General features: G+C 39.0%; 17 protein-coding genes. All 17 read right to left on the reverse strand.

Features of this window, described 5'->3' with window-relative positions; genetic code table 11:
- Positions 1-33 precede the first annotated feature (33 nt).
- Positions 34-1,746 (reverse strand): hypothetical protein, encoded by a 1,713-nt coding sequence (locus D0T66_RS13955; protein ID WP_163357923.1) that lies wholly within the window; start codon positions 1,744-1,746, stop codon positions 34-36.
- A 23-nt stretch (positions 1,747-1,769) separates the two neighbouring features.
- Positions 1,770-3,119 (reverse strand): PKD domain-containing protein, encoded by a 1,350-nt coding sequence (locus D0T66_RS13960; RefSeq protein ID WP_163357924.1) that lies wholly within the window; start codon positions 3,117-3,119, stop codon positions 1,770-1,772.
- Positions 3,120-3,180: 61 nt separating this feature from the next.
- Positions 3,181-5,046, reverse strand: coding sequence for a fibronectin type III domain-containing protein (locus tag D0T66_RS13965; protein ID WP_163357925.1), 1,866 nt, complete (start codon positions 5,044-5,046; stop codon positions 3,181-3,183).
- Between the two features lie 204 nt (positions 5,047-5,250).
- Positions 5,251-5,649 carry a hypothetical protein gene (locus D0T66_RS13970; RefSeq protein WP_163357926.1) on the reverse strand — a complete coding sequence of 133 codons (399 nt, stop codon included), beginning with the start codon at positions 5,647-5,649 and terminating at the stop codon, positions 5,251-5,253.
- 35 nt (positions 5,650-5,684) lie between these two features.
- Positions 5,685-6,179: a hypothetical protein gene (locus D0T66_RS13975; RefSeq protein ID WP_163357927.1), complete on the reverse strand. Its 495-nt coding sequence runs from the start codon at positions 6,177-6,179 to the stop codon at positions 5,685-5,687.
- 92 nt (positions 6,180-6,271) lie between these two features.
- Positions 6,272-6,565 (reverse strand): hypothetical protein, encoded by a 294-nt coding sequence (locus D0T66_RS13980; RefSeq protein WP_163357928.1) that lies wholly within the window; start codon positions 6,563-6,565, stop codon positions 6,272-6,274.
- A gap of 189 nt (positions 6,566-6,754) precedes the next feature.
- Positions 6,755-8,050 (reverse strand): deoxyribonuclease V, encoded by a 1,296-nt coding sequence (nfi, locus tag D0T66_RS16250; protein ID WP_221412231.1) that lies wholly within the window; start codon positions 8,048-8,050, stop codon positions 6,755-6,757.
- A 99-nt stretch (positions 8,051-8,149) separates the two neighbouring features.
- A complete protein-coding gene (locus D0T66_RS13990) occupies positions 8,150-8,608 on the reverse strand; it encodes a hypothetical protein (RefSeq protein ID WP_163357929.1) in 459 nt (152 codons plus the stop codon).
- Between the two features lie 288 nt (positions 8,609-8,896).
- The gene (locus D0T66_RS13995; protein ID WP_163357930.1) at positions 8,897-9,436 is read right to left on the reverse strand and encodes a hypothetical protein; all 540 of its coding nucleotides are present in this window, start codon (positions 9,434-9,436) and stop codon (positions 8,897-8,899) included.
- Between the two features lie 4 nt (positions 9,437-9,440).
- Complete coding sequence (locus D0T66_RS14000; RefSeq protein ID WP_163357931.1) at positions 9,441-9,629, reverse strand: hypothetical protein; 189 nt, start codon at positions 9,627-9,629, stop codon at positions 9,441-9,443.
- Positions 9,626-9,889, reverse strand: a complete 264-nt coding sequence (locus D0T66_RS14005) for a hypothetical protein (protein WP_163357932.1) — start codon at positions 9,887-9,889, stop codon at positions 9,626-9,628. The genes D0T66_RS14000 and D0T66_RS14005 overlap by 4 nt, the downstream gene beginning before the upstream one ends.
- Before the next feature lie 3 nt (positions 9,890-9,892).
- Entirely contained in the window at positions 9,893-12,148 is a 2,256-nt protein-coding gene (locus D0T66_RS16255) for a deaminase domain-containing protein (protein ID WP_221412232.1), read from the reverse strand.
- 1,120 nt (positions 12,149-13,268) lie between these two features.
- On the reverse strand, positions 13,269-13,790 hold the full coding sequence (locus D0T66_RS14015; RefSeq protein WP_163357933.1) for a hypothetical protein: 522 nt from the start codon (positions 13,788-13,790) through the stop codon (positions 13,269-13,271).
- Between the two features lie 8 nt (positions 13,791-13,798).
- Positions 13,799-14,428 carry a hypothetical protein gene (locus D0T66_RS14020; RefSeq protein ID WP_163357934.1) on the reverse strand — a complete coding sequence of 210 codons (630 nt, stop codon included), beginning with the start codon at positions 14,426-14,428 and terminating at the stop codon, positions 13,799-13,801.
- 159 nt (positions 14,429-14,587) lie between these two features.
- On the reverse strand, positions 14,588-14,899 hold the full coding sequence (locus tag D0T66_RS14025; RefSeq protein WP_163357935.1) for a hypothetical protein: 312 nt from the start codon (positions 14,897-14,899) through the stop codon (positions 14,588-14,590).
- Positions 14,896-19,590: a fibronectin type III domain-containing protein gene (locus tag D0T66_RS14030; RefSeq protein ID WP_163357936.1), complete on the reverse strand. Its 4,695-nt coding sequence runs from the start codon at positions 19,588-19,590 to the stop codon at positions 14,896-14,898. Before D0T66_RS14030 ends, D0T66_RS14025 begins: the two co-directional genes overlap by 4 nt.
- A 125-nt stretch (positions 19,591-19,715) precedes the next feature.
- The coding region (locus D0T66_RS14035; protein WP_163357937.1) for a hypothetical protein at positions 19,716-23,201 on the reverse strand (3,486 nt) is incomplete at its 5' end.

The following is a 23,201-nucleotide window of genomic DNA, read 5'->3' on the forward strand; positions in this document are numbered from 1 at the left end:
CGTATCTTTTGTTTAGTCATTGTCTCTGTTATATTAAAAATTGTACGAATAAGCAATCGTTGTCGTAATCGCATCCGTATGCTTCTTATCTACAATATCCCTGTTCTGCCACACAAGGCTGGCATTAAAACTATGACGCTTCTTTACCCTGTATGCTGCATTTGCCCGGTAATTAAATATCCTTGCCCGGATATCCCCCGAATCGATGTTCACATTGTAGGATGCCGACATGCCCGTTGTCAGGGTCTTTTGCAGGAAAGAAGCCGTAGCTCCCACCATCGGGCCGACAGTATAGGATTCCATCGTCCCGCTATAGTTATAAGAAGCATTCAGCGAGGATGTCAGGCTGATGCCTTGCGGTATAAATTGTATCCCGTAACCCAAAGCCGAATTCAAAAAGCGGGATACATTGCCGGGCAGCGATATGCCTCCCTGCCTGTCCGCCGATTCCTGAAAACTAACCAGCATATTGACCCGTTGCATCTGCTTCTCCGTCCTCTTAAAAGTGTACATCACCGAAGCATCTATATTTTGTGATAGCTGGGTAAAGCGAAGCGTATCCATATTGTCATACGGCGATGTTTGGTTGATATAGTCAAACTGCGACTTGATATTGCGGTAGCTTTGGAAAGTCGAGAAGTTTAGCGATGTCTGCAAGTCCTCCGTCGGGTTATAGTTCAGGTTAAGCGATGCCACATAGCGGTCGGAAGATTCTTCCTTGGTATTGTCCAGGTCGTCGCGTTGTATACCAAGGCTGGCGGCAACATTGGCCTTGTCGTCTTTGAGGAACGGACGGGCGAAGTTCAAGGTGATATTTTCATAATCGTGGTTGAAATAGTAAGCCCCCAAGGTTTTGTAATTGGGGTCTATACGTTCATAACCGATACCGATAGTGTTCTTTTTGAGCTGGTAGTTGAAGCGGGCATTGACGGCATGATAGGCCGAGGTAGAGGCTCTGCGGGAGGTTATATCGTCCAAGAACCAGGAGCTTTCTCTCGGTGAACGGGTATCACGCGTCAGTAAGCTGATAGCATATTCCACACTGAAGCTCATATTCTTGACAAGGTTTAGCGTGGCATTCCAACTGAACACATTGTTTTGCATAGGAGTAATCCCTAAACTGTCCATCGTATGGAACATGCCTGCTTCTTCTTTATCTTTGGCGGTAAAGTATATCATCCCCACCGAGAATCGCTGGTCGTCGTACTGCACTTTTGCTCCCATACCCATCCTCCGGTAGTTGGGCATGATGGACGGGTTCTCGTAATCATAGTTCACCTTCTTCAATAGGCGCCCTCCCATAGCGCTTATTTTGAATTTACCTTCGGGCGTGAGGTCTACTCCTGCGCCGGTAAACTGATGCCCGCTCAGGGTGTAATTCGAGAAGTTCATCGCCACATCTCCGATGTGTCCTGTTATCCACTTGTAAGTGGGATGGATACTCAGCCGGTTGGGCAAGGAGGGGTAAGACAGGTCTTTTCCCAAGTTCGTCAGGTTGACTGATAGCGGGATATTGATTTGTTGGTAGATATTCAGGTTGACTGTTCCGTTCAGGTAATATGTCCAGTCCTGCCTTCCTGACGACTGGTTGCCGCTGTAAAAGACATTCCCCAGCGATAAGCCGCCATGGATAGTGATAGGCTTGTTTTTGGTTATATCGCCTATTTTTCCCAAATCGACTTGCTGTGCAGCAAGGTGTCCGGTGAACAGGGTAAGTATAAATAGTAATGTAATTTTTCTAATCATTGTAAGTCTGGGTCAGCCGATTCTTAATTTACTTTTTGTTTCTGGAATTTAATATCGGTTAATATATAGGATTCTCCCTGTTCGGAGACAAAGGCTTTTATCTTGATAGCTCCCTTCCGTCCGTCTGCCGTCTCAAAGAGAACGATACGCGGAACAGGGTTGGCAATAAACCAGGTTGTTGTGCCGGCAGCAGCCTTGATATCGATGCTCCGTAACGGCATATCGTTTGTCATGGTATCGAATGTATTGGGCGAGAAGGTTACAGCTGTCGATTCAAGGGTATTAATAAAGTAGGTTCTCGTGGCATTCGGGATAGCATAGAAGCCTGCATTTGTCGCCAAATCCGGAGATGTAAAATAACATTTCTCAAAACTTTGGTTAATACCATAAAACAGGATATTGATACCAGCGCCGTTTTCTGCGGTTACATCCGATTGCCTGATAATTTCCCTGCTTTTCAGCGAGTAGAATGAGCCAATAGTGGAAGCGGCCGATTTGATGCCGAATTTCACGTCCTTCATTGTGTAGAGGTTCGTATTGGCTTTGATGGTTATATCCTTACTGGCCGTTTTGGCCTCCTTTTCATTATTTCCTTGCAGGGTAATGGTATAGGTGCCGGGATTCTGAATCGTAATGGTGGTATTCTCGGCTACCGCATCTGCAATCGTTCCGCCACTTGCTGTCCATTGGTAGGTCAGCCCGCTTGTAGTCCTGTTTTTCAGGTTAGCTATAAAAGGCGCTTCGTAGTCGAAGTCATCGAATGAGGGTTCTATATCGAAGTCCACGGCTATGGGGTTGTCCAATGTGATAGTCTTTGTCAGTTCAAATGTTTCACGCCCGTTGCCGACCTGTAGTTTTATTGTATGTTCTCCTGCTTCACTGAAAAGGATATTGCCCGGATATTGCTCGTCACTTGTTGCCGGGTTACCTCCTTCAAAGGTCCAGCTGAATGTGGATGCCCCTTCGGTATTATTAATAATCTTTACGGTAGCCGGAGCAAAGTCATTTACCAGAATCTCGGCATCGAATACGATATTTACGGCTGAATCGACACTGAAGGTAAATTCTTTTTCGCCGCGCTCGTGGTTATTCCACGCTTCAAGCTTAATGGTATAAGTCCCGGCTTGGTTGTAAGTAACCGAAGTGGGTGTTTTCTCCGTGGATTCGGTGGGTGAACCGCCTTCGAATGTCCACTTATAGAAATCGGCGCCTGTGGTATTGTTTTCGAAGGTAACTTTTACCGGAGCGGTATAATTTTCTTCTGTAATGGTCGCCTGAAAATCGGCATTGACCAGCAACCGTGATTCTTTATAGCAGGCATGTAGCAACAAAAGGGTTGTTAAGGTAATAAGTAACAAGTATAGTTTTCTCATATTGTCGTTTAAGTTTTTGTTGGTCTGGTGTATATATGTATTATTTATTGTTGGATTCTGTTTATTTATCTATTTTGGTTTCTGCCTTTATTGGTATACCTGTCCGTGTTTTGATAACAAGCATATATTCGTATGGGGTATTCCGCCGGGCTGTGGTATCGGTAATTTCACGTTCCCAGCTTTCGGCTTCTTTCCAAAGCATATAAGGTGATTCTCCTTCTTTGCGGTAGATACTTACCGAGCGGATGCCGGTTATCTTATGTTGCCATTTCAGGGAGATTCCGTTATTAGTCCTGCGGGCAGAGAATTTATCTATCTTATTTCCCGAAGCGGCTTCTTTAGATTTTATAGCTATCTCCGGCGACAGGTCGGAAGTTATTCCTGTTTTATTCACCGATACGATTGTGTACAGGTAATCAGTCCCTCCCACAACAGTGGAATCGAGAAAAGTGGTTGCCAAAGGGTTTCTTATGTCGTGGATGGTTACGCTTTCTTTATCGAGCTTTTCTGCACGGTAAATATAAAAACCTTGCAGACGTTCTTCTCTGCCGGGTATCCATTCGAGGCGGACGCCTCTTTCCCTGGATTCGAACTTAGAAATAAACGGAGCGGACGGTTTTATCATATCGGGTTTCTCTAATACGGCTATTTCAGACAGCTCGGACTGGTTATAGCGTTTATCCAAGGCTGTTACGGCATAGTAGACCTTGGCGTTCAGGTTATAGATATCAATCGTATCGCTATATTCGTTAGTTATAACGGCTACATCGGTCAGTGGTATCAGTTCCTCACCTTCGGTTTGTCCCCGGAAGATGCGGTAACCAAGGATATCGGCATCTGTGTTGGCTATCCATTTCAGGTGTACTACTCCTGCGGTATCGACAATGCCTTCCAGCCCCACAGGGATAGCAGGCGGAATGGTATCTTCCATGATTAGCATATAGGGGAAAGAGACGACTTCGTCGCCTTCTTTGGGGATGGCAGCTATCACAAGGTAGTTTTCGGGCATCGGCTTTTCATAGACTGCCGTCCGGGATTCGGGGGATATGCCGGATACAACGGGCTGAAACGGCCCTTTGTCGGTATTGCCTCGCCTTAACTCGAAAGAGGTTAGATGGCTATTTCCCTGCTCGTTGAAATCCCAAGTGACATGGACTTTTCCGTTTTCGTCAGGAATAGCTTTCAGTATGCTCGGGTTATAGATAAGTTTGGACGTGCCTTTGCCCTGAATAGTATCGGACAGAGGCCCTTCTTCGCCGAAAGAGGTTAATCCGAGAACCCGGTAATAGTAGGTTTTTCCGTTTGTAATGGAATCGGTATAGAAAATCCTGTCGCCGTCCATCATATTGGTCAGCGGGGTATTGGAGATACGGCGGTAGGTTTTGCCGTCTTCCGATTTCTCCAGGTGATAAGCGGTATAGTATTGCTCCAACAGGCGGCTGTTCCAGGTGACCATTACGCTCCCATTACCCCAGATAGCATCGAGCTCTAACGGGCGGGGCAGTTCACGGTAATCGTCAAGCCCTACATAGGCGCTTCCCATCTCGACTGTCTTTTTGGTATCGGGACTGACGGGGATAACGCGGTAAAGATAGCGCTCGCCTTGAATGGCTGTTTTGTCTTCGAATCCCCAGCCGGCAAAAAGGGCTGCTTCGTAGGACATCTCGGCGGCAAACAGAGACATGGCGTAGCGTTGTTCTTGTTCTTGCGACAATGCTATTATCTGGCTGATGTCTTTCTCGCCTCCGGAGACTTCGAAGTCGTCGCCGTATAATGCTTGGGCAATAATCGCGGCATAGTTGTCCTTTTGGGCGATGTGTTGCCAGTCATCCAACGGGTGCGGTTTTAAAGGGGAGGGGGTTAATATTACCTTTTCGGGGGTGTCCAAGATGCCTTCGCCACGCATAAGGGTATAGCGTTCTATCATGACACCGTGTTTATTGGTGTAATACCACGCGGAGGGGCTATTCGTTGCCCACCTTAATTGTATCTTGTCTTTCGATACGTTTGCCTTGACAGAAACGCTAATCGTATCTTGGGCGTAAGTATTGACTCCTATTATCGTTAATAGAAGTACAAGTAGTAATTTTATTGTTCGTCTTTGCCTCACGTCGGTTCGTTTATTATCGTTTTATTTCTTAAATACCCCATATATGTATATGTCCTCAGGGCCTCTACTCCCACCTATACTATAAAGAATATCGTATGCGTCTGTTTGTATTATATATGGAATAGTTGCACTTCCGTTTAAGTATATATAGTAATCATTATCTGAAGGATTTTTGTAGTCACTTAGTGTTACTTTTAGATCATACTTCTCAGCAATTTCTTCTAATTGTTCTTTTGTAAAATCCCTGAAGGTGCTTAGTGCTTTACTGCCTCCTTTCCATAGAGTATGACGTACTTCGTTAACTTCTATATAAGCTTTGGAGAAAATATCAAACTTCCCATCTACCGGTTGAAAGAGTTTATCTACTAAATTTTTGTATAATTGTACTCCATTAAAAAAATTATATCTTAATCGTTCCATATTTATCACTTTATCCGTGTCTATTTTTTATATTTTCAATTGTCTTTTAGTTTATTAATTCCATCCCTAAGATCGGTTACCCAATTTTTATTCAAATTCATAGAGTCAGAATACACTTCCAGAAGCCTCTTAGTATAATCTATAAAAATTTCAACAAAATCCTTTTCTTTAAGAATACATTCACAGGATAAAGCTGTATTATATATATCATCATTACTCATATTCAGTTCTTCCCTATCTTCTGAATACATTTTATCATAAAATTGTAAAAAAGTAAATTCATTGCCTCCAAAAGATTCTCTATTAATTACACTATATATATATTTAGTGAAATAATTAATTTCAAGGCTGGAAAAGAATAATCTAAGGCATTCACAGTCTGGATTTAAATATATTCCTATTTTTACGCAATCTGTATAAGCCGGATTGTCTATTATTTCATAATTCATAGCTTTCGTTGTAATTTTATTCAAAAAGAAAGAATTATCCGTTGTAACTAGTAATTCTTCTAATAAATTTGTTACTGTCATTTTGTAAATTCAACTAAAATTAATTCTTCACTTTCCATTATTATATTAATTGTTTTATAAAATGATTAAGCATCAAATTTTATTTTGCTTTTCTATTTTGAAGTCAAATTTTTCAACACTTTTTTTATCTTAAATTTAAAATCTTTTGGTAATTCCGATTCTGTCGAAGATTTTTCTATTAGCATCGAAATAATTGTAGGTGAAGCATATTTTAATTTTTCAATCCAGAACAATCCCTTTTCTTTCCAAAAGAAAGAACCTCCATCACTAAATGCCGTTAATAATATTTTTTCAACAGGTACAATTTGAAAAAAATCGTACCCTTTCCTTTCTATTACAGATTTAAACAATGAAATATTCAGTTGTAAAAGAGGTAATAAAGACATGTATAAAGAATCTTTTTTTCCACTTCTATATACCTTGACCCTAACATTACTAAATAATTTTCATTATCAAGTAATTCAAACCCAATTTTAAGGTCATCTTCTTTGTAAATTAAAAAGTTTACTTTCCCATCAATCATAATGTTACTTCAATTCTATCCGTTTTCTTCTTTAACCTTTTTATTAATGTCGTTACAATATTCTATCTTCATCACCAAAGAAATCATAATCTACATATTCTTTTAGATATTGGTTTACTAAGTGGTCTGCCTGGCGAGTTGTCTCAGGAAGACGGTACTGCGGGGTAAGCTTTAATATCCATTGTATAGCTGTATCTAAATCAATTTTATGACCAATTGAAATAAAAAGAGGATTGATATTCTTCTGTGTTCGCAAAGCTTTTCCTACGATACGATCATCCCAAATTAAGTCTTCACAATCACCGCGTTCTTTACCCAACTTTTCTTTTTCATAATAGCCAACTAAATGTTTTTTTGCACATCCAATTGTCGGTATATCTAGTTCAATACCTAGATGTGATGCCATGCCTATATTCTTAGGATGGGCTATTCCTTGCCCATCGCAAACAATCAAATCGGGAAATATTTTTAATTTCTTATATGCTTCTTTAATTGGAGGAATTTCACGAAATGAAAATAGCCCAGGTACATAAGGAAAAGTCACTTCCATCATATGAACTGCAGAATCAACAACATTTAATGTCTCAGCATCTAATACAACTGCTGCTCCTACCATTTTCTGACTAAGATCATGATACGCAACATCAACTCCTGCAATATATTTTATATCTTTGGAAAGTTTATTTTCTGTTATTACCTTTTCCCGAAGTCTTTCTTGTTCAACATATAATAAAATTAAATCATCTTCCATATTATAGCGCCCTTCTTTTTTAGAATTTTCAATAAGATAAGCTAATAATGTCTTTGCTACTCTCTCTTCATTTCGCCTATTAGATAGAACATTTGATTTTAAAGGTGATATTATATCATTAGCATGAGAGATAATAATGTCTTTTGACTCATAAAATTCTCTATTTTCTTCATAAAATTTAACGACATCAATATTATTCTGTAATATTTGTGGATAATTAATGTCAGAATACTTCAAATCTATAGAATATTTTCCACCATCTATTCTTTTCCCATTTTGCAAGTATAAACTTTCAATGTCAATTTCATCATAATGGTATGAAAAAGAAAAAATGTTTTCTCCATCTTTATTATATTTATTTATATAGCTAAATATATTTATACCACACATATATGAATATATACTCCAATAATTATCAGTATGATATATTGATTCTCCATTAAGGATACCATCTACGTATTTTTCTTTTTGAATACTGTTATTATCAATAGTTACTTTTATGCCAGTAAATGGACTTTCTTGATAAAGTTCTAATCTTTCGTTTTTATAGCATTTAAAGGACCTATTTATTTTTAATGGATAATATTTTATATTCATGATTCTATTTAAAATTTATAAATTCAGCACCTTGAGTTATAAAGAAACGATGTGGACAAGTACACATATGTAAAAAATCTTTATTCAAATTCTGTTTTACTATGATTTTGAAACATTCTCCAGTTCGTAATCTTTCACAAGAGCATTCCAAGTTTCATACATAAAGAAATCACGATTGGTTTCAGACCCAATATTGAAGTCTAAAATATACTCAAAACATTCGGTGTTTTGGGGCTGTTTTATATAAGTAATATTACTTAAAGTAAAAAAAATATTATTTACACCTGTTTCAATACCTCCAAATATATCATTAAACAATTCTTCCAATTTTAGATTAGAATATTCTATCAATTTCTTAAAACGAATAATATCATTCAATATAAAATTTAAAAAGAGCTCAATTCTAATCCAATTTGGTTCGGCTTCTTCGATTGTAATATCAACATCATGCCCAATTTTTAAAAAATCAAATTCATTGTACCCTAAATACCATATTTTATGCTCCTTAATGTATTCAAACTTAAAAATCTGTTCTTCGATTATGATTTCTTTATTCATTTTTTAAGTTTCTATTTATTTCCAATCATTTTGACTCCTCCTAATAGTTGAAAACAATGTGGACAACGACACATGTTTTCAAATCCACGACTACTATTTACTTTACCTTTTACTAATACATGTATTTTATTTAAATCTTGGATTCCATTAAACTTGTTTGCTAACTTTAGTTGCCGAATCACCTCATTAGTTGCTAGAACTTCTGCATGAGTACCTACTAAATTCTCTCCTAAATACTCTATTGATTGATATTGATAACCGCCACCTTCGAATATTATTACTGCCTTATTAAAGTCTAGTGGAATCTTTCAATGCTTTGCCGAATTCACCTGTTTCTGGATTGAATTCTCTGGTCTCCATCCACATTCTATTGACTGCTATTCTTATAGCATTTTTCCACTTATTATCTTCTTTATCAAACTTCCAAAAAATTTGAAGGAAATCAGCCAGCGAACCTTTTGGATAATTAAGAAGTACCGGAGGAGCAATATTATCTAAATGAATACTGCCATCACCATTGTAAACAACAAGATTGGTTGGCTTGGGGTATTTTTTGTTGCCATTAAAGAGAGCGACTACATATTGCATATCTAATGAAGGAAAACCATCTACACGACTAAATGTATTATTTAGTAAAATAATCTCTTCCCCTTGATATTGCCATGCTAAACCTGTATGTTGATTTCCAAGTACTCTATAGACTTCATCTTCCGATTGTTCTCTTGTGTATAGTGCTCTTATATTTTCTCTGGACCCATATTTATCTAAATTAGTTTCCATATAAGCATTATCCCCTTCCTCTGTTATCAATTTAAATTCTGATATCATAATGTTACTTCAATTCTATTTGTATTTCTTTTATTGGTTCTAAGTATTTATTATAATTCTCTCCTAAATACTCTATTGATTGATATTGATAACCGCCACCTTCGAGTATTGTTCCTGCTTTGTTAAAGTCCTGCAGTGTAGAAAGACCTTCTGTTTGCATGCCTACAACTCCAGCTCTGACTTTAAAACTCACACCTCCTCTGGAGGAAAAGGGAAATCTTCCAGTGGAAGAAAGAACTCACCTTTCTGAGCTAATGCTTTCTGCCAGCTACCCAATGTATACGCAAACTTAAATATTAAATCAGGGGGGGTTTCCTTAAGATCAACCGTAACAAAAGGAATTCCGTCTAATATTTCAGAACTACTACTTATATTAGTATTATTTTCATTATTAAATTTATAGATAAATTGTTTAGTTGCTGATGGAGCATACATAATTTGTTTAACTTTCATATTCTAATATTTTAAATTATCAATTAATACAATTTTTACATTTGGAAACATCTCACTGAAATCTTGAATTACACCTTGGCAAGATACACAATAAGGTAATTCGGACACTATTTTTATCTCGCCTGTAATATGAGGGTATACTTTTCCTTTTACAGCACCCAATTGATCGGCTATTTCTGATAGCATGACATATTCGGTATCGGCATTTCTTAACCAAGAATCTACGGTATTGATTCCTCCAACTTTATCTACTTTATATGCAGTGAAAATATTTTTCTCAGTAAAATCTTCCCCACTTACTCTTATCTTTGAATTGCTCAAATTTATATTTCCAATCTTGCCTTCCATATAAGCTTTGTTACGACGTTGCAATTCTTTTAATGCTATATCTTGCTCTCCCTTCGGTAAATTCATTTGTTGGATTTTATATGTTTCTCCATCAATATATTCCTTCAATTTCTTTTTTGCAAGAGAATATTCAGTAGAAGAACCTCGTATAATGTTTTTCTCAATCTTCAAAGTAGAGGGAATTGAAGCAACTTTGTCTACATTCCTCATCAATCGGGCATCAATCTTCTCCAATGCCTTCTTAGATGCAGTTTCAATGTTGGTATGAGTACCTCTTGCCGCAGCTTCTTTATTCAGTTTGTCAAAATGACGTCTGAATACAGACAATTGCCCATCTGTAAATCCATCTATCGCATAATCATTCGAGTTGAATGTATTCAATTTTTTAGCGAAATCGATGTCTACATCATCCAGTTTCACACCTTTTATATCCAGGGCATTTGCAGCCTTGGTAGACGTAACTATCCGCGTCACAGTGGACGCAGCCGTAGCCATGTTATAGAAATCGAGGAATGGTTTCACATCAGGATTATCATCCAAACTGGTCATATTAGCAGAAAGATTCACCCCACTGTTTAGCATGTCGGCAACCACCCAAAACTTACGTATTCCCGTGACACCCAGCTTCAACTCACCATATCCCGTTGCCAATCCCAACAAGTCTATCGCAGCCATAGAAGCATCAGCGATAGTCTCATTCGTGGCTTTAGTATCAGCATAATGTAGGAATAGTGCAGGCAGGGTATATTCTTCTCCTTTTGTCCAATCGGCAAGCATCCCTAAGTCATTGTTGTTGACATAGACAACAGGCTCGAACGGATCTAAAGTAACTGATGGCTTAGGCTCCCAAATTGACTTACTTGTATCATATGTTACAATTGCTCCTGCAGACGATTGGGAGACTCCCCCTACGGATGTCGCCTTTCTGCCAATCACTTCTTCTACTTGAACCAATAAGTTTGCCTTATCTGTCAGCTCTATGTCCATCCGTTGTGTACCTATCGGATAATCATCTGCACGTAAGGCAGCTTCAAACGCACGCATAAAGATGCTGGTATAACCATGGCTTACATAGAATAAGTTGTCCGATTTTACTTTCTGCTTAAAGGTCGGAGATTTACTTATCAGACGAATAATAGCTTTATTGAAGTTCTTGAAATTATCAGCTCCCCAAAAGCCGAGTATTGCATCTTGGACTTCATCTACTAATCCGTTCAGAATAGGCTTGTCAGAATTTATAATATTGGGTTGTTTCAGCATGTTAAGGACTTCATCCACCTCATTGTCATTGACATTATTTATCAACCTGACAATTGCTTTTTCACTATCATCATCAGTATCTCCTATAGCGGAAAGAATCGACAATAATTCTTTTCTGAAATCTATCTGAATTGCAGACAATTCGTCCAGGCTCATGCTCTCTAACAAGAGATTAGCTATCTTGCCTTGTTTGTTTTTTAATTTATTTTCTTCAAGGATAGTGTGAGAAGCTGATGTAAAAGTAGGTTTCCTCTTTAAATAATCAGCATAGTCATTCTTGAACTCATCGCATAGTTCCTTTAGCCCTTTGCTCGTTTCTACTTTTTCTTTGGTACAGAATTCCTTCAACTCCCGAAGCATTTGAGAATAAAACTGCTTCGGATTATCTGTTCGCATTTGAGCTAATTCTTGATTGTCTCGGACTTTTTCATCCCATTCTCCAGCTAAAATGGATACAGGCTCATTCCATTTATCAAATTGGAAACAAAACTTTTTGTATGGTTCCGAGTACATAGAGCTAATTTGAGCAATCTTAGAAATAATCAAATGCACAGATGTTTCTCCGTGTTTAGTCAGATATTCTCTTTCCGTGTCAGAAATCTGATATTGATTATTTCCTGTTATGTCATTGTTGTATTCAAGAGTCGCCAATTTTAAAAGAGCTGATGTACCAAATACATCAAGAGGGAAGTTATCTTCAGAAATGATAGGCTTACTTTCTCCAGTATGTTTATTTAAAGTTTGAAAAGAGAAACTATAAAGTTGGTATCCATTTTTGCTAGGTAACCCTAATATACATCCCTCCGGTTCGGTATCGTATTGTTTGGTATATTTAGTCCAAGCATACGATGAGTCGTCCGTCCTTACGTAATCAGAGAATGTATTATTATCTTTATCAAGAGCATAATGGTATACAAAACCATTATGAGAGAACTGCGCTAAAGTTCCTGTTGTTATATTCTCATAAGTACCCCATGAGCTGATACCATGATGAAATACAACATTATATATATCATTAGGAAGTGTTATATATTCTCCAGCGGGAGTTATAAATGTATATGTACCATCGGCATTGGCAAATGTAGCAGGTATTTTTCCATGTATTGCTACCGATTCACTCTTCTCATCACTTTCGAACGGATTGGAGAGTAATGCCGGATTATTGATGATATTCCACTGCCACTTAGTTAAAATATTTCAAAGAACTCTTTGGCATGTCATTACATACCTCAATATTTATTTTATTTCAATATTAATATCAAAAGAACATTATCGATAAGTATGGTTCAAAAAGTTAGGTTTGTTAAATAGACTACTTTTTTCATCCAATACTTTAAGGCATTCATATGAAAAGAAGAAGACTTTATCCATAATGGTTGCTTTTTGGTGTAAACAGTAAAAAAGAGTAAAAGGCCACAATACCATTGTAACTTTCAATATTGTATTTATCATAATATTTAAATTAAAAAGGGAAGATAATAAAATGATATTAATTATAATAAGTATAACCCAAATTACATCTAATTTCATAATAAATCTTGATATATATATATATATATATATATATATATATAATTGTCAAAATGATAATTACTTAGGATTTGAATGAGTTCTTTGTCATGAGATTTAAGTATTATTTCTGATATTTCAATTAGTCGCTTAATTATGACGTTTCTTGTCTTTCTATTTTGTTTTTCTTGTGTTTCTTGACTTAAAGCAAGACAAGATTCAATCAATTGATTATATTGTTCAATATTCATATGAATCGTTCTTAATGTTTATCTTTTTTACTTTTAGGAGATGAATAAAGTCCTTTTAAATAGAGCGATTTTTTTAAAAAATCGTTTTTATCATTCAATATCTTTATACAATCATATGAAAAGAAGAAGATTTTATCAATAATATTCTTTTTTTTATATGGAAAATAAATTAAAATGAAAGGCCAAAATACAAGAATGGAGGCGAGTATAGCTCTTGCAAGAATATTTATATCTATAAAAAGTCCAACAAAAGAAGATAACAATGTGTAAATCCCTCCTATTAGAAATGCTCCCATGTAAAATGGAATATCTAAAATAATTCTACATAGATAAATATTCCATATTTTATCAAAACCATAATCACTTAATATTCTAATAAGCTCTTTATCATGAGATTTTAATATTGTATCTTTTATAGTGATGAGTGCTCTTAATATTACCTTTCGTGCTTTCAATGGAAGTTTCTCCTTATTTATCAACTCTCGTATAATATAAGAACTTTCTAATAATTGATCATATTGTTCAATATTCATATCTTTTCTCAATATTTAATTTCGGCAACTCTTGTTGGATAAAGTTTAATCTTATTATTTTCATATTGGAGTTCATTACCCAAGCCAACAAAAACATATACAGGAATATAACCTAAAATATCTTCTAACAAATATTTATCTGTTATTATCATACTCGTTGGCTGACAAGTTGAATTATAAGTCCGATTTGAGGTTGTATAATACAAATATAATGGGATATCAGGAAATTCTTCTGTTGTTCCCCTATATTTTTCATCCCAGTTTTTGACAAAAGACCAAGTTGGATTATCTAACATCGTTGAGTTTATTTCTTTATCGATTCTGTCCATCTCCCATGAGAAAGGAGGAACAAATGCATCGGCCATTCCTAAATTGATTCCCCCTCCATCAGCAAAGAAAACTATAGCAGACAAAATTGGTATATTTTTTGCTATTTTACCGCTTACTTTTATTAAGAATGAAGAAGATTTCCGTATTGTTTTTATGATTATAGAATTGTAATATTTTGTTGAACTCAAGGAAAGACTTATACTTGCATCATCCATATTTTTTAATATTTTCAGCATCTCTTTTGAACTTATATTAGAAGCAATGTTATCCATTTCTTTTATATATTGCCCTGTTCGTCTCAGCTCCATTATTTCTATTATTCTTTGGTTTGAGATATTTCTTGCTCTAAGCAACTCTTTAAATTTTTGATTGTATATATTTTCTCATCGGTAATTCAATTTAATTTCTATAGCATAATATTAATCCCATGGTGTTCTATCAAAGCTACATATTATATTTTATCCTTTTTATTCATGATTTTCTCTCTTCTTTTTCCAATCCCTATATCTATTTATAATACTATTCATATTTTCTTTATAAAAATGATATAAGAAAAATAACGTAAGAGCCACAAAAAGACATATAACTCCAGTTTTACCAATCCATTGGTCTAATTTATACATCATAAAATACCACAATCTAGAACTTGTTGTTCCAGAACCATGATCAAAAGGATTTTTCACAAAATAATCATATGCATTGTTATCTAATGAAAAATGTACTAAAACAAGCATACATAATAAAGCGACAATCAAATCTCCCCACTTAATTTTTTTCATTTCATTTCTTCTTTAACTAGTTCTTCAATAACCTCCCACTCTTCATGCATTGTATTCGTTATTTCTGCTGGGATTATTCGCATAATTTCCAACGCTGTATCTGATTTACAATTAAAAATAATACAAATTTGTCTCAAAAATTCTGTTTTGGAATGATCTTTCTTTTTCAAATTCTCATATAAGTACTTGCCAAATGGACTGTTTCTATCAGAAATTAGTTTTTTAATGACTCTATGTTTTATTATCTCCATTATACATGCTGTACCCATACTTATATTAATTTCTTTACTCTTATCGTATTCATCAATAGCAGCTTGCACACAATTCAAAGCCATTATTGTTTTGTCATTTTCTATGACTGAAGTTAAGCCACTCCAAGCCACACTACCATAATCCACACTCTCGACAGCCTCCTCAAATTTCACTCCACATATCATTCTAAGAGCAATCTGTACCTGCCAATTTATATATGCTCCGATAATGGCATCTCGCATCACTTTTACAGTAATTTTCCTCACAGATCCCGCTCCATATATCCATAGACTGACTTCAATCATATCAGCTGTTGTTAATCCGTCAGTCAAGAATTCTTCATCTAAATCATATTCTTCATACATTGATGGGGCATATCCATCATTTATGCCATTTGCATTTGCCCATCCCCGATTAAAAGCTTTTACCAACCATGGTGCATCTGTTATGCTGCCATAAGTCCTTGGATTGTATTCTTTTGCGTTCAAATATTGCATTGCAAATGCCCTTCCCCAATCAACATGGAAGAAGTTGAAATATTTATTTGCTGCATACCCAAACAAATAATAGCTGTATTCTTCGCCTGAATAGTAATATTCATCATCTAAATAAACTTTATTAAGATCCAATTCTCCAATTTTTGTAGGATTCAGCACACCATCTTTTAGAATTGCCCGTGCCAGGTTTTCTACATTTGCAGGACTCTGAAAATCAGGATCCGTTACAGGCTTATAATTTTTATCTTTCCATTTCTCAATAGCAGTAATATAATCGTAAAAAGCAAAACTTTCGGTTACTATTTCTTTTGTAGTATAAATATCAGCACCATAAATTTCATCATAATATTTCGTCCCTGAAGAATTTTCGACCAGCTTTATTTTTGCATCTAATGTCATTGGAGAGTTTATTTTGACAAAGACAGGTCTCTTCACTGATGTAGTCATCGGATTAAGCTCCATATTAGGAGTTAAAGAGATCCCTGCTTTATCTATTTGATAATAAAAATCAATATTACTATTCTTATAGTTGGAAGACCATTCTGTATTGTAAGGAACATTCCATTTTCGACCTCTATATTTAGAGTTTGTAGGGATTATTATTTCGTATTCAACGTCCTCTAAAGAGTATATTTTGAACTTGTATTTATCTTGATTACATGCTTCCATGTCATATATTGGTTCTCCTATAATATGTGTGTCACTCAAATTTTTGAAATAATCTAATTTTTGTACTTTATTTTCTGTAAAGAGTTCTTTATTACCAATATAGTAATTTTTCAATAAAATACTACAATCATCTCGAAATCCTAATGTTACATTCTCTATAGGATGAGTATTCCCAATAGGGAAATATACAATATTTCCTTTCTTTTGCTCTTCTTCCGAAATATAGCCCAGAAATGTTGTATAATTATTTCCATAATGACCAAGCCACCACTTTCCTTCTATAGTAAATTTGGTTAAAGATCCATTAGGTATATATTGAGGGAATGAAGTCGCAAAAGAAACCAATTCGTAATTCTCTGGTAACGTTACTGTTGTACCTGCAGGGGTCATAAATGTTGTACTGCCAGCCAACATTATGCTAATATCTAAAGTCTCTTTAATAGCTTCTTCCATAGAGGTCTTTCCTATAGCCATTCCCGCCTCATCACTCTCGAACGGATTGGAGAACAGCGCCGGATTATTGATGATATTCCATTGCCATTTTGCCAGATGAATGCCATCACTGGTATAATCCATCAGGTTATGCGGTTTGGTTTTGCCTTGCTCGATGATATTCCCATACACATCAAACGAATGTGGCAACTTCCAACGCCCGTGAGCCAGTTCGTGCGAGATTACCTGATAGATATTATCCTTGCTGGACAGGTCTTTCTTAAATATATACCCGAACTGCTTACCCTTCGGCATAAAACCTTGCGTATTGCGGTCGTTTTTCTTGCCGCTTTCGCCCATAATAAAGACATAAGCCGTGTTTTTGTCGAAACTTCCGCCTTTATGTTTTTTATAAGCACTCTGCAAGTTCTTCATATTGCCATTATAGGCCGATAATATACCGCTGTTTTTCTCGAAGAAGTTTTCCGTATTACCTTTGTAGTCATACGTTTCAACCGATACCTCCCATGTTATCCCAACAGGCGCGTAAACCTTTTTTAGGTATTCTTTCAGGCTGTTTCCATCGATTGTATTCCCGCCAACCTGAACAACTACCAACTTATTTACCTGCCGCTGATAAGTAATGACTTTCAGCTTACCCAGCGTCTTATAACTTTGGCTGCTTTCTTTATACAGCGCATAGATTTCCTGTACATCGTCGCTTATCCCCGCAACTAAATCTATCGTGAAGGTCTTAGACCCTTCATCATACTTAGCCGTATAATGTGTTCCCTGCGGAGTGGCAAAGACGATTTTATTTAAGTCTATTTCTTCGTTTTTGCTTGCTATCTTGGCCTGTACCTTATCGCTTCCTCCAACCGGCAGGAACTTCCACGGTACAAGATAACCATCCTTACCGTCGGCAAGAACTTCATATTCGTTCTTGATTTTGGCAATTTTCTGATATCTGACATCGCCTTCGTCAAAAGCATACTGCCCATTGCCCCGCTCAAATGTAATGGTAGCGATATCGGTACTGATATTTTGCTTGGCAGCATCATTTAATGATATCGGGTCGCCCGATTCACCGATTTGCGTGGAGGTTATTTTTTTATCTCCATTTTCATCGGTTTCTTCCTCCAGTTTATAAATTTTGCCACTCTTATCCTTTACCGTCACGGGGAATACATTACCTTCCCCCTCATTCTTCGGTAAGACTATCGTTCCTATTGGCTCCTGATTATCGGTTGTATATACAATGACTTCGCCTTTTTCCTCATTGTATTCAAATACCGGATTATCAGGGATGACAAACGTAATGTCCACATCCGCCCGTATAATCCCATCTGCGGTGCTTTCCGTACCACCGCCCAATATCTTGTCGCCATTGTGGACCCCACTCCACGTTTCGTCGTATTGCGATTTCACCGAACCGGCTATCATCCGGTAATCGGTATTGATGGTAATACTCGTAAACTCAACGGCCCACTTGGTTTCCAGCACCCAGTTGACAGGCACCCAGCCTTCGCCGGAGAATATCCCGTTTGCGCCCGTTACATGCGTTACGGTCATCGGGTAGTCACTGAGCATCACGACATCCCCGACTTTCAGTTCAGGGAGCAATTCCTTATTGCTGAAATCAATAGGAGGCATAATACCACAGTTACGGAGGCGTGTGCTATCCACCGCCGGAACCATTATCTCCCCGACAGGCGAGAATACCGGCTGTCCTACAGCCATACAGATACCACCGACACGGTATTCGTAGGTCATGCCCCTCTGCACATCATAGATGCTTGCCTTAGGCTCGTAGGCGTTCAGCTCGCTCCACTCATCCGATGTGCCATATTTAGGACGGTATTGAACCAGGTAATCGACATTACCCATTCCCGGTGTCCATGTGAGGTCTATCCTGCGTCCGTCCAGGTTGGCTCTTACGCCGCTCGGAGCCGGACAATCATTCTGTGTGCGGAACCAGCGGATTTCGCTGTATCCGTTATTCTCGAACATATTCAGCTCGTCGATACCATCCTTGGCTATCGCCCTCACACGCCACCCGTAAGTCTTGTTCGGGTCGAGCGGAGGCATCATCACATCATATATCAGGGAAGTATAAAGCAATCTTTCCTGCAGGATAACAGGAGCATACATAAAAACCGATTGTGGCGCCCCCGTATAACCGGGCAGCTCCCTGAGTTCAAACTCATATTCTACCTGCGAAAGGTTTTTGTGCTGCGGCTCCCACTGGAACTTCATATTCATCGGGTCGTGGAAGGCTACGCTTTCGTCATTCGACGGCAGACGCAGTAATGGCGGCTTTTGCGAACTGAGCCATACCCGTCCCGTAGCAGGGGCGGAGAGTATTTTATTGGTGTATTTCTCAACAACCTGAAAGGTAAACTCAACCTGTCCGTCGGGTAGCTTCCCCTGGTCAAAGTAACCTTGCGAGTTGATATTTAAAAAATAAGGGGATAGGTCGTCTTGTGTAAGGCGCGTAGGAATACCGGCATCGAGGGTAATGGTCGGGTAATTAACTTCTTCCTTTGATTGTATCTTCAATCCGTTGGAGGCTGTGATAGTCATCCTCAGGCGCACCTCGAGCACCGGTTTCAGGTTGTCCCTGTTCAAGAGGGAAACGACCAGCCGTTCTTTGGTGGTGCTGTAATAATCGTTCAGGTGTTTGCCGTAAGGCGGCGAAACATAGACATTGGTTTGTACCGGATAGGTTTGTGCTGCGGCATCTTGTATAAACAGGAAAGCGGCAACAAACAGAAGCAAGCTTATCAGCTGTTTTGTATAGTTAGTATTAGTATGTGGTATGTTAAGTGTTTTAAACATCATTATCTTTGTAAATAGGGAATAATATATATTATAGCCGTTATGGTTTGTTCTTATTTCTTTTATACTTCTTACTCTTACACGCTCATTATCATATTATCACATTATCATATTGGCTGCTCATCAGCTTATTTGATAAAGTTGTAATAGTCAAAGGTTGTATTTGTACCTTTTATTCCACCCGGCATCATGTATTGTAGCCTGATACGATAATTTTCGGATGATATGAAAGGGAAAGTCGCTATCACAAAACGGTTGTACGATTCGCCTCCTCTGCCCATCAGGTTGTTGATAACCTGGTGCTGCAAATCGATAAAGTCTTCTTTATAGACCGACGGCAGGTTATAGTAGTACGGGAAGCGGCGGGTCGTTAACCCGTTGTATTCTCCCTGTTCGATACGTGTCAGGTAGTCTCCCCTCACAGGCAGGGCTTTCACCGGCGGCAGGCCTATTTCGTCTACATTTTCCCGTTTTACCTTTATCTGTCCTGCTACCGGATAATCTTTGTAAAGCAACGGATAGATTTTTTGCCTGTAGTAGTAGTCTTCCAAAGTAGCTTCGACGTCTACCAGCGGTTTGTTTTCTGTCTGCTCTGTTCCTTTAAGCTCTGCTATATCGAACGGCTCCATGCCATCGGTCTCGTAACCGAACATCAATACATCGGATGTTATGACGCCGGCCGTTGCCGTGGTTTTACGGATGTCATCCACTTTTTCCTTGAATGTATTATAACGGCTCGCCTTGAAGTTATATGAGAGCAGCACCGCTCCTACATCCGTACGTGTCTCGGCTGTCGCCTGACGGTTCTCTACGGCGATCGTACCGTCTTCTTCATCGTCGAGCAGGGATTGGTCGGCAGCTGTTGTCGGATTGGCAGCTGATATGCCATCGCCTTTGCTTAACGATACCACGCTTAATTTATACTTGCGGCTGTTGTGTGCCTGCGGGATAACATAGTCTATGCGCCTGTCGGCTTCGTTGTACCTGAAATCGGCATATTGTTTGTTGCCGTTTTCGTCTACCAGTTCCATCTGGTTTTTCAGGTCTGTCGGGAACAGATAACTCTGTCCGTGTTGTAATTGTATGTATCCTTTGTTGCTTTCTCCTTTGAGGTAGTATTGCTGGTCTACGACAGGATAGGCGTATACGATATTCTGAAGCGGGATGTCTTTCGGCGCGTTGCCTGTGGTAAAGGTGACAGTCTTACTTTCGATGGCTTCTTTGCCTGCTGTGTATACCGGGTTCCAGCGTCCGTCTTTATATTCTTTAAATACGACGCGTACTGTGGCTGTTATTTCTTTTTCGGGCGAAAGGATTTCGTGTGAATAGAACGATACGGCATCTTTGTCGGCATTCCATTTGAGTTTACCGGTTACATTCTGGCCGTCACTCAGGACAAAGTCTTTCAATTCTATCTGGTATAGTTTATCTCCTTCGTCGTCCTGTACTTCGAAAGGTTTCCCTACAGCTAAATTGAAGCGTGCCTGAGGTGCGGTAAAGACACTGATGTCTCCGGATTTATCGACTGGCGACAGGTCGCTTATCATCATCATATCCAACGGGCTGCCTCCCGGGATAACGAGGTCACACTCTTCTCCGATAGAGAGCTTAAAGCGGCAATTGACTTTCACCAATCCGCCCAGCAGTTTCGCCCTGACGGCCATATAGGCTTTGAAGGATGCGGGGTTCGGCAGTTTGGCCTGCAGCAAGGCACCCATATCGGCTGTAAAAATTGGCAGCTTGGCTTTGAGGAACCATAATTTGACCTTTACGCCCAGTTCGCCATGCAGATAAGCATATGCCTGCCCGTTGGCGTACCAACCGTTGATACCGATTGCGCCGCTGCGCCCTTTACATTCTGCCTCGCCATAGTCTTTAAGCATAATGTCGAAGCCCATACCCATCTGATAGTTGGCATAAAGGATAAGGAAAGTGATATCTCCTGTATTGATACTCATGCTCGACCCGAAAGCAAAGCCTCTTCCTTCGCCTATCATATTCAGGTCTTTCATATAATCGAGCCCTTGCGGGGTATATCCCAGTACAGAGGCGACCTGCGGTGGTACACTCGGCGCTTCCGGAATCTTGGTGCCCAGCATCAGGTAGGAAGTGGTTTCCACGCTGAGCAGGCTGCCCAGTCCCATTCTCAAACCGATACGGTCGGTAGGGGTTCCCATATACATATACCACTCTTGCGGGTCGATGTGTATCACGGCATAACCGGCACGGTTATTCTTTCCTACACCGCGGATAATCCCGCCCAGAACATAGGCATACAAATCAAAATTGGCATGGAAAGAAGATTCGGCAAAGTTGAACTGGATACCTACGGCTGCCGCAATCTGACTCTTGCCGAGTTTATTGATTTGTTCCTCCGGAACCAATACCTTGGAAGCTTCGTTCCGGTCATAGAGCTTCAGGTTACGGAGTTTATCTTCCAGCGCACTATTGCCTTTGGTGTATCGTTGTTCGCGCTCGATGGTTGCTTTGTACTTTTCTTTGGCTTGTTCCTGGAATTTATCTACGCCGGATATAGGGGCCAGGATTTGGGCATAGCCATAGAAGCCACAATAATCCAACCCGCCTTTGTTATTGAAGGAAAGTTCGAAAGTGGCTTCGCCGCTGACACTCTCTTTGCTTGGAATGGCAAAGGCTACGGCGGCTTTGATACCTAAGGCGGATTTTTCGTTCGGCACATATTCCATCGAAGTGGCAGACATCTCTCCTCCCGAAGCAATGCCTTTAGGCTTCATCCTGTAAGTTAGTCCTCCGCCGAAACCGGTCAGGTGAATAGCTGTCCCGACAGGAATTCCTGGTCCGGGGAGATGAGCAATGCCATCGACAAACCAATAGCGGAAATCGGTCTTACCAAACATACCGCGGACTTTAACTTCCAGCTTGCCTAAGGGGCCTCCTGAGGATGAACCTCCCTCAGTATTCCCTTTCCCAAATTTTAATGCCAGCTCGCCACGAAAGCCGTCTCCATAAGTCGGATCATCCCGCAAGATTTGCAGCTTTCCATTCAACGAAAATGTATTGGCTATTTGGGCATCTACATGAACATCGTCGATGCGGGTGCGGTCGTATTTCCATTTATGGAGCTTGCCTTCTTCAAACTTGCCGAAAATTTCGATGCGGGTAGAGGCTTTAAAATCATCTTTCATCAGAGCAAGGTCGACATTCATCCCCAGAGAGGCTTGTGTTTCGTTGGCTGTAAAGGCTATATCCCGGATGGAGACAGGGAAGTTCAGCATTTTCACTTCTCCTTTATAGCCCATATACTGGACTGTCATATAAGGGTTCTCCGTCTTCAGGTGCATGCTGCGGAATTCCAACCCTTTGAATTGGGTGATTGGCTTTCCGTCTTTTTCCAGAGCTATGTCAAAACCCATTCGTCCATGCAGCATAGCTTCGGGACGGAATTTGCCTTTATCGACTTTAAATTCTATATAAGAATTGGGATCGAGTTCTGCTTTGGCTTGCAGCAGGTCGAAGGATAGGGTATCCATGCTTGCTACCTGCAACAGGTATTTGTCATCGGCGGCAATGAGGCCGTTATATTTCAGGTTGGTACGCTCTGATACGGGTAGACCTATCATTCCGTTAAACTCGGC

The organism is Dysgonomonas sp. 25, assembly GCF_010501075.1.
Lineage (GTDB): Bacteria > Bacteroidota > Bacteroidia > Bacteroidales > Dysgonomonadaceae > Dysgonomonas.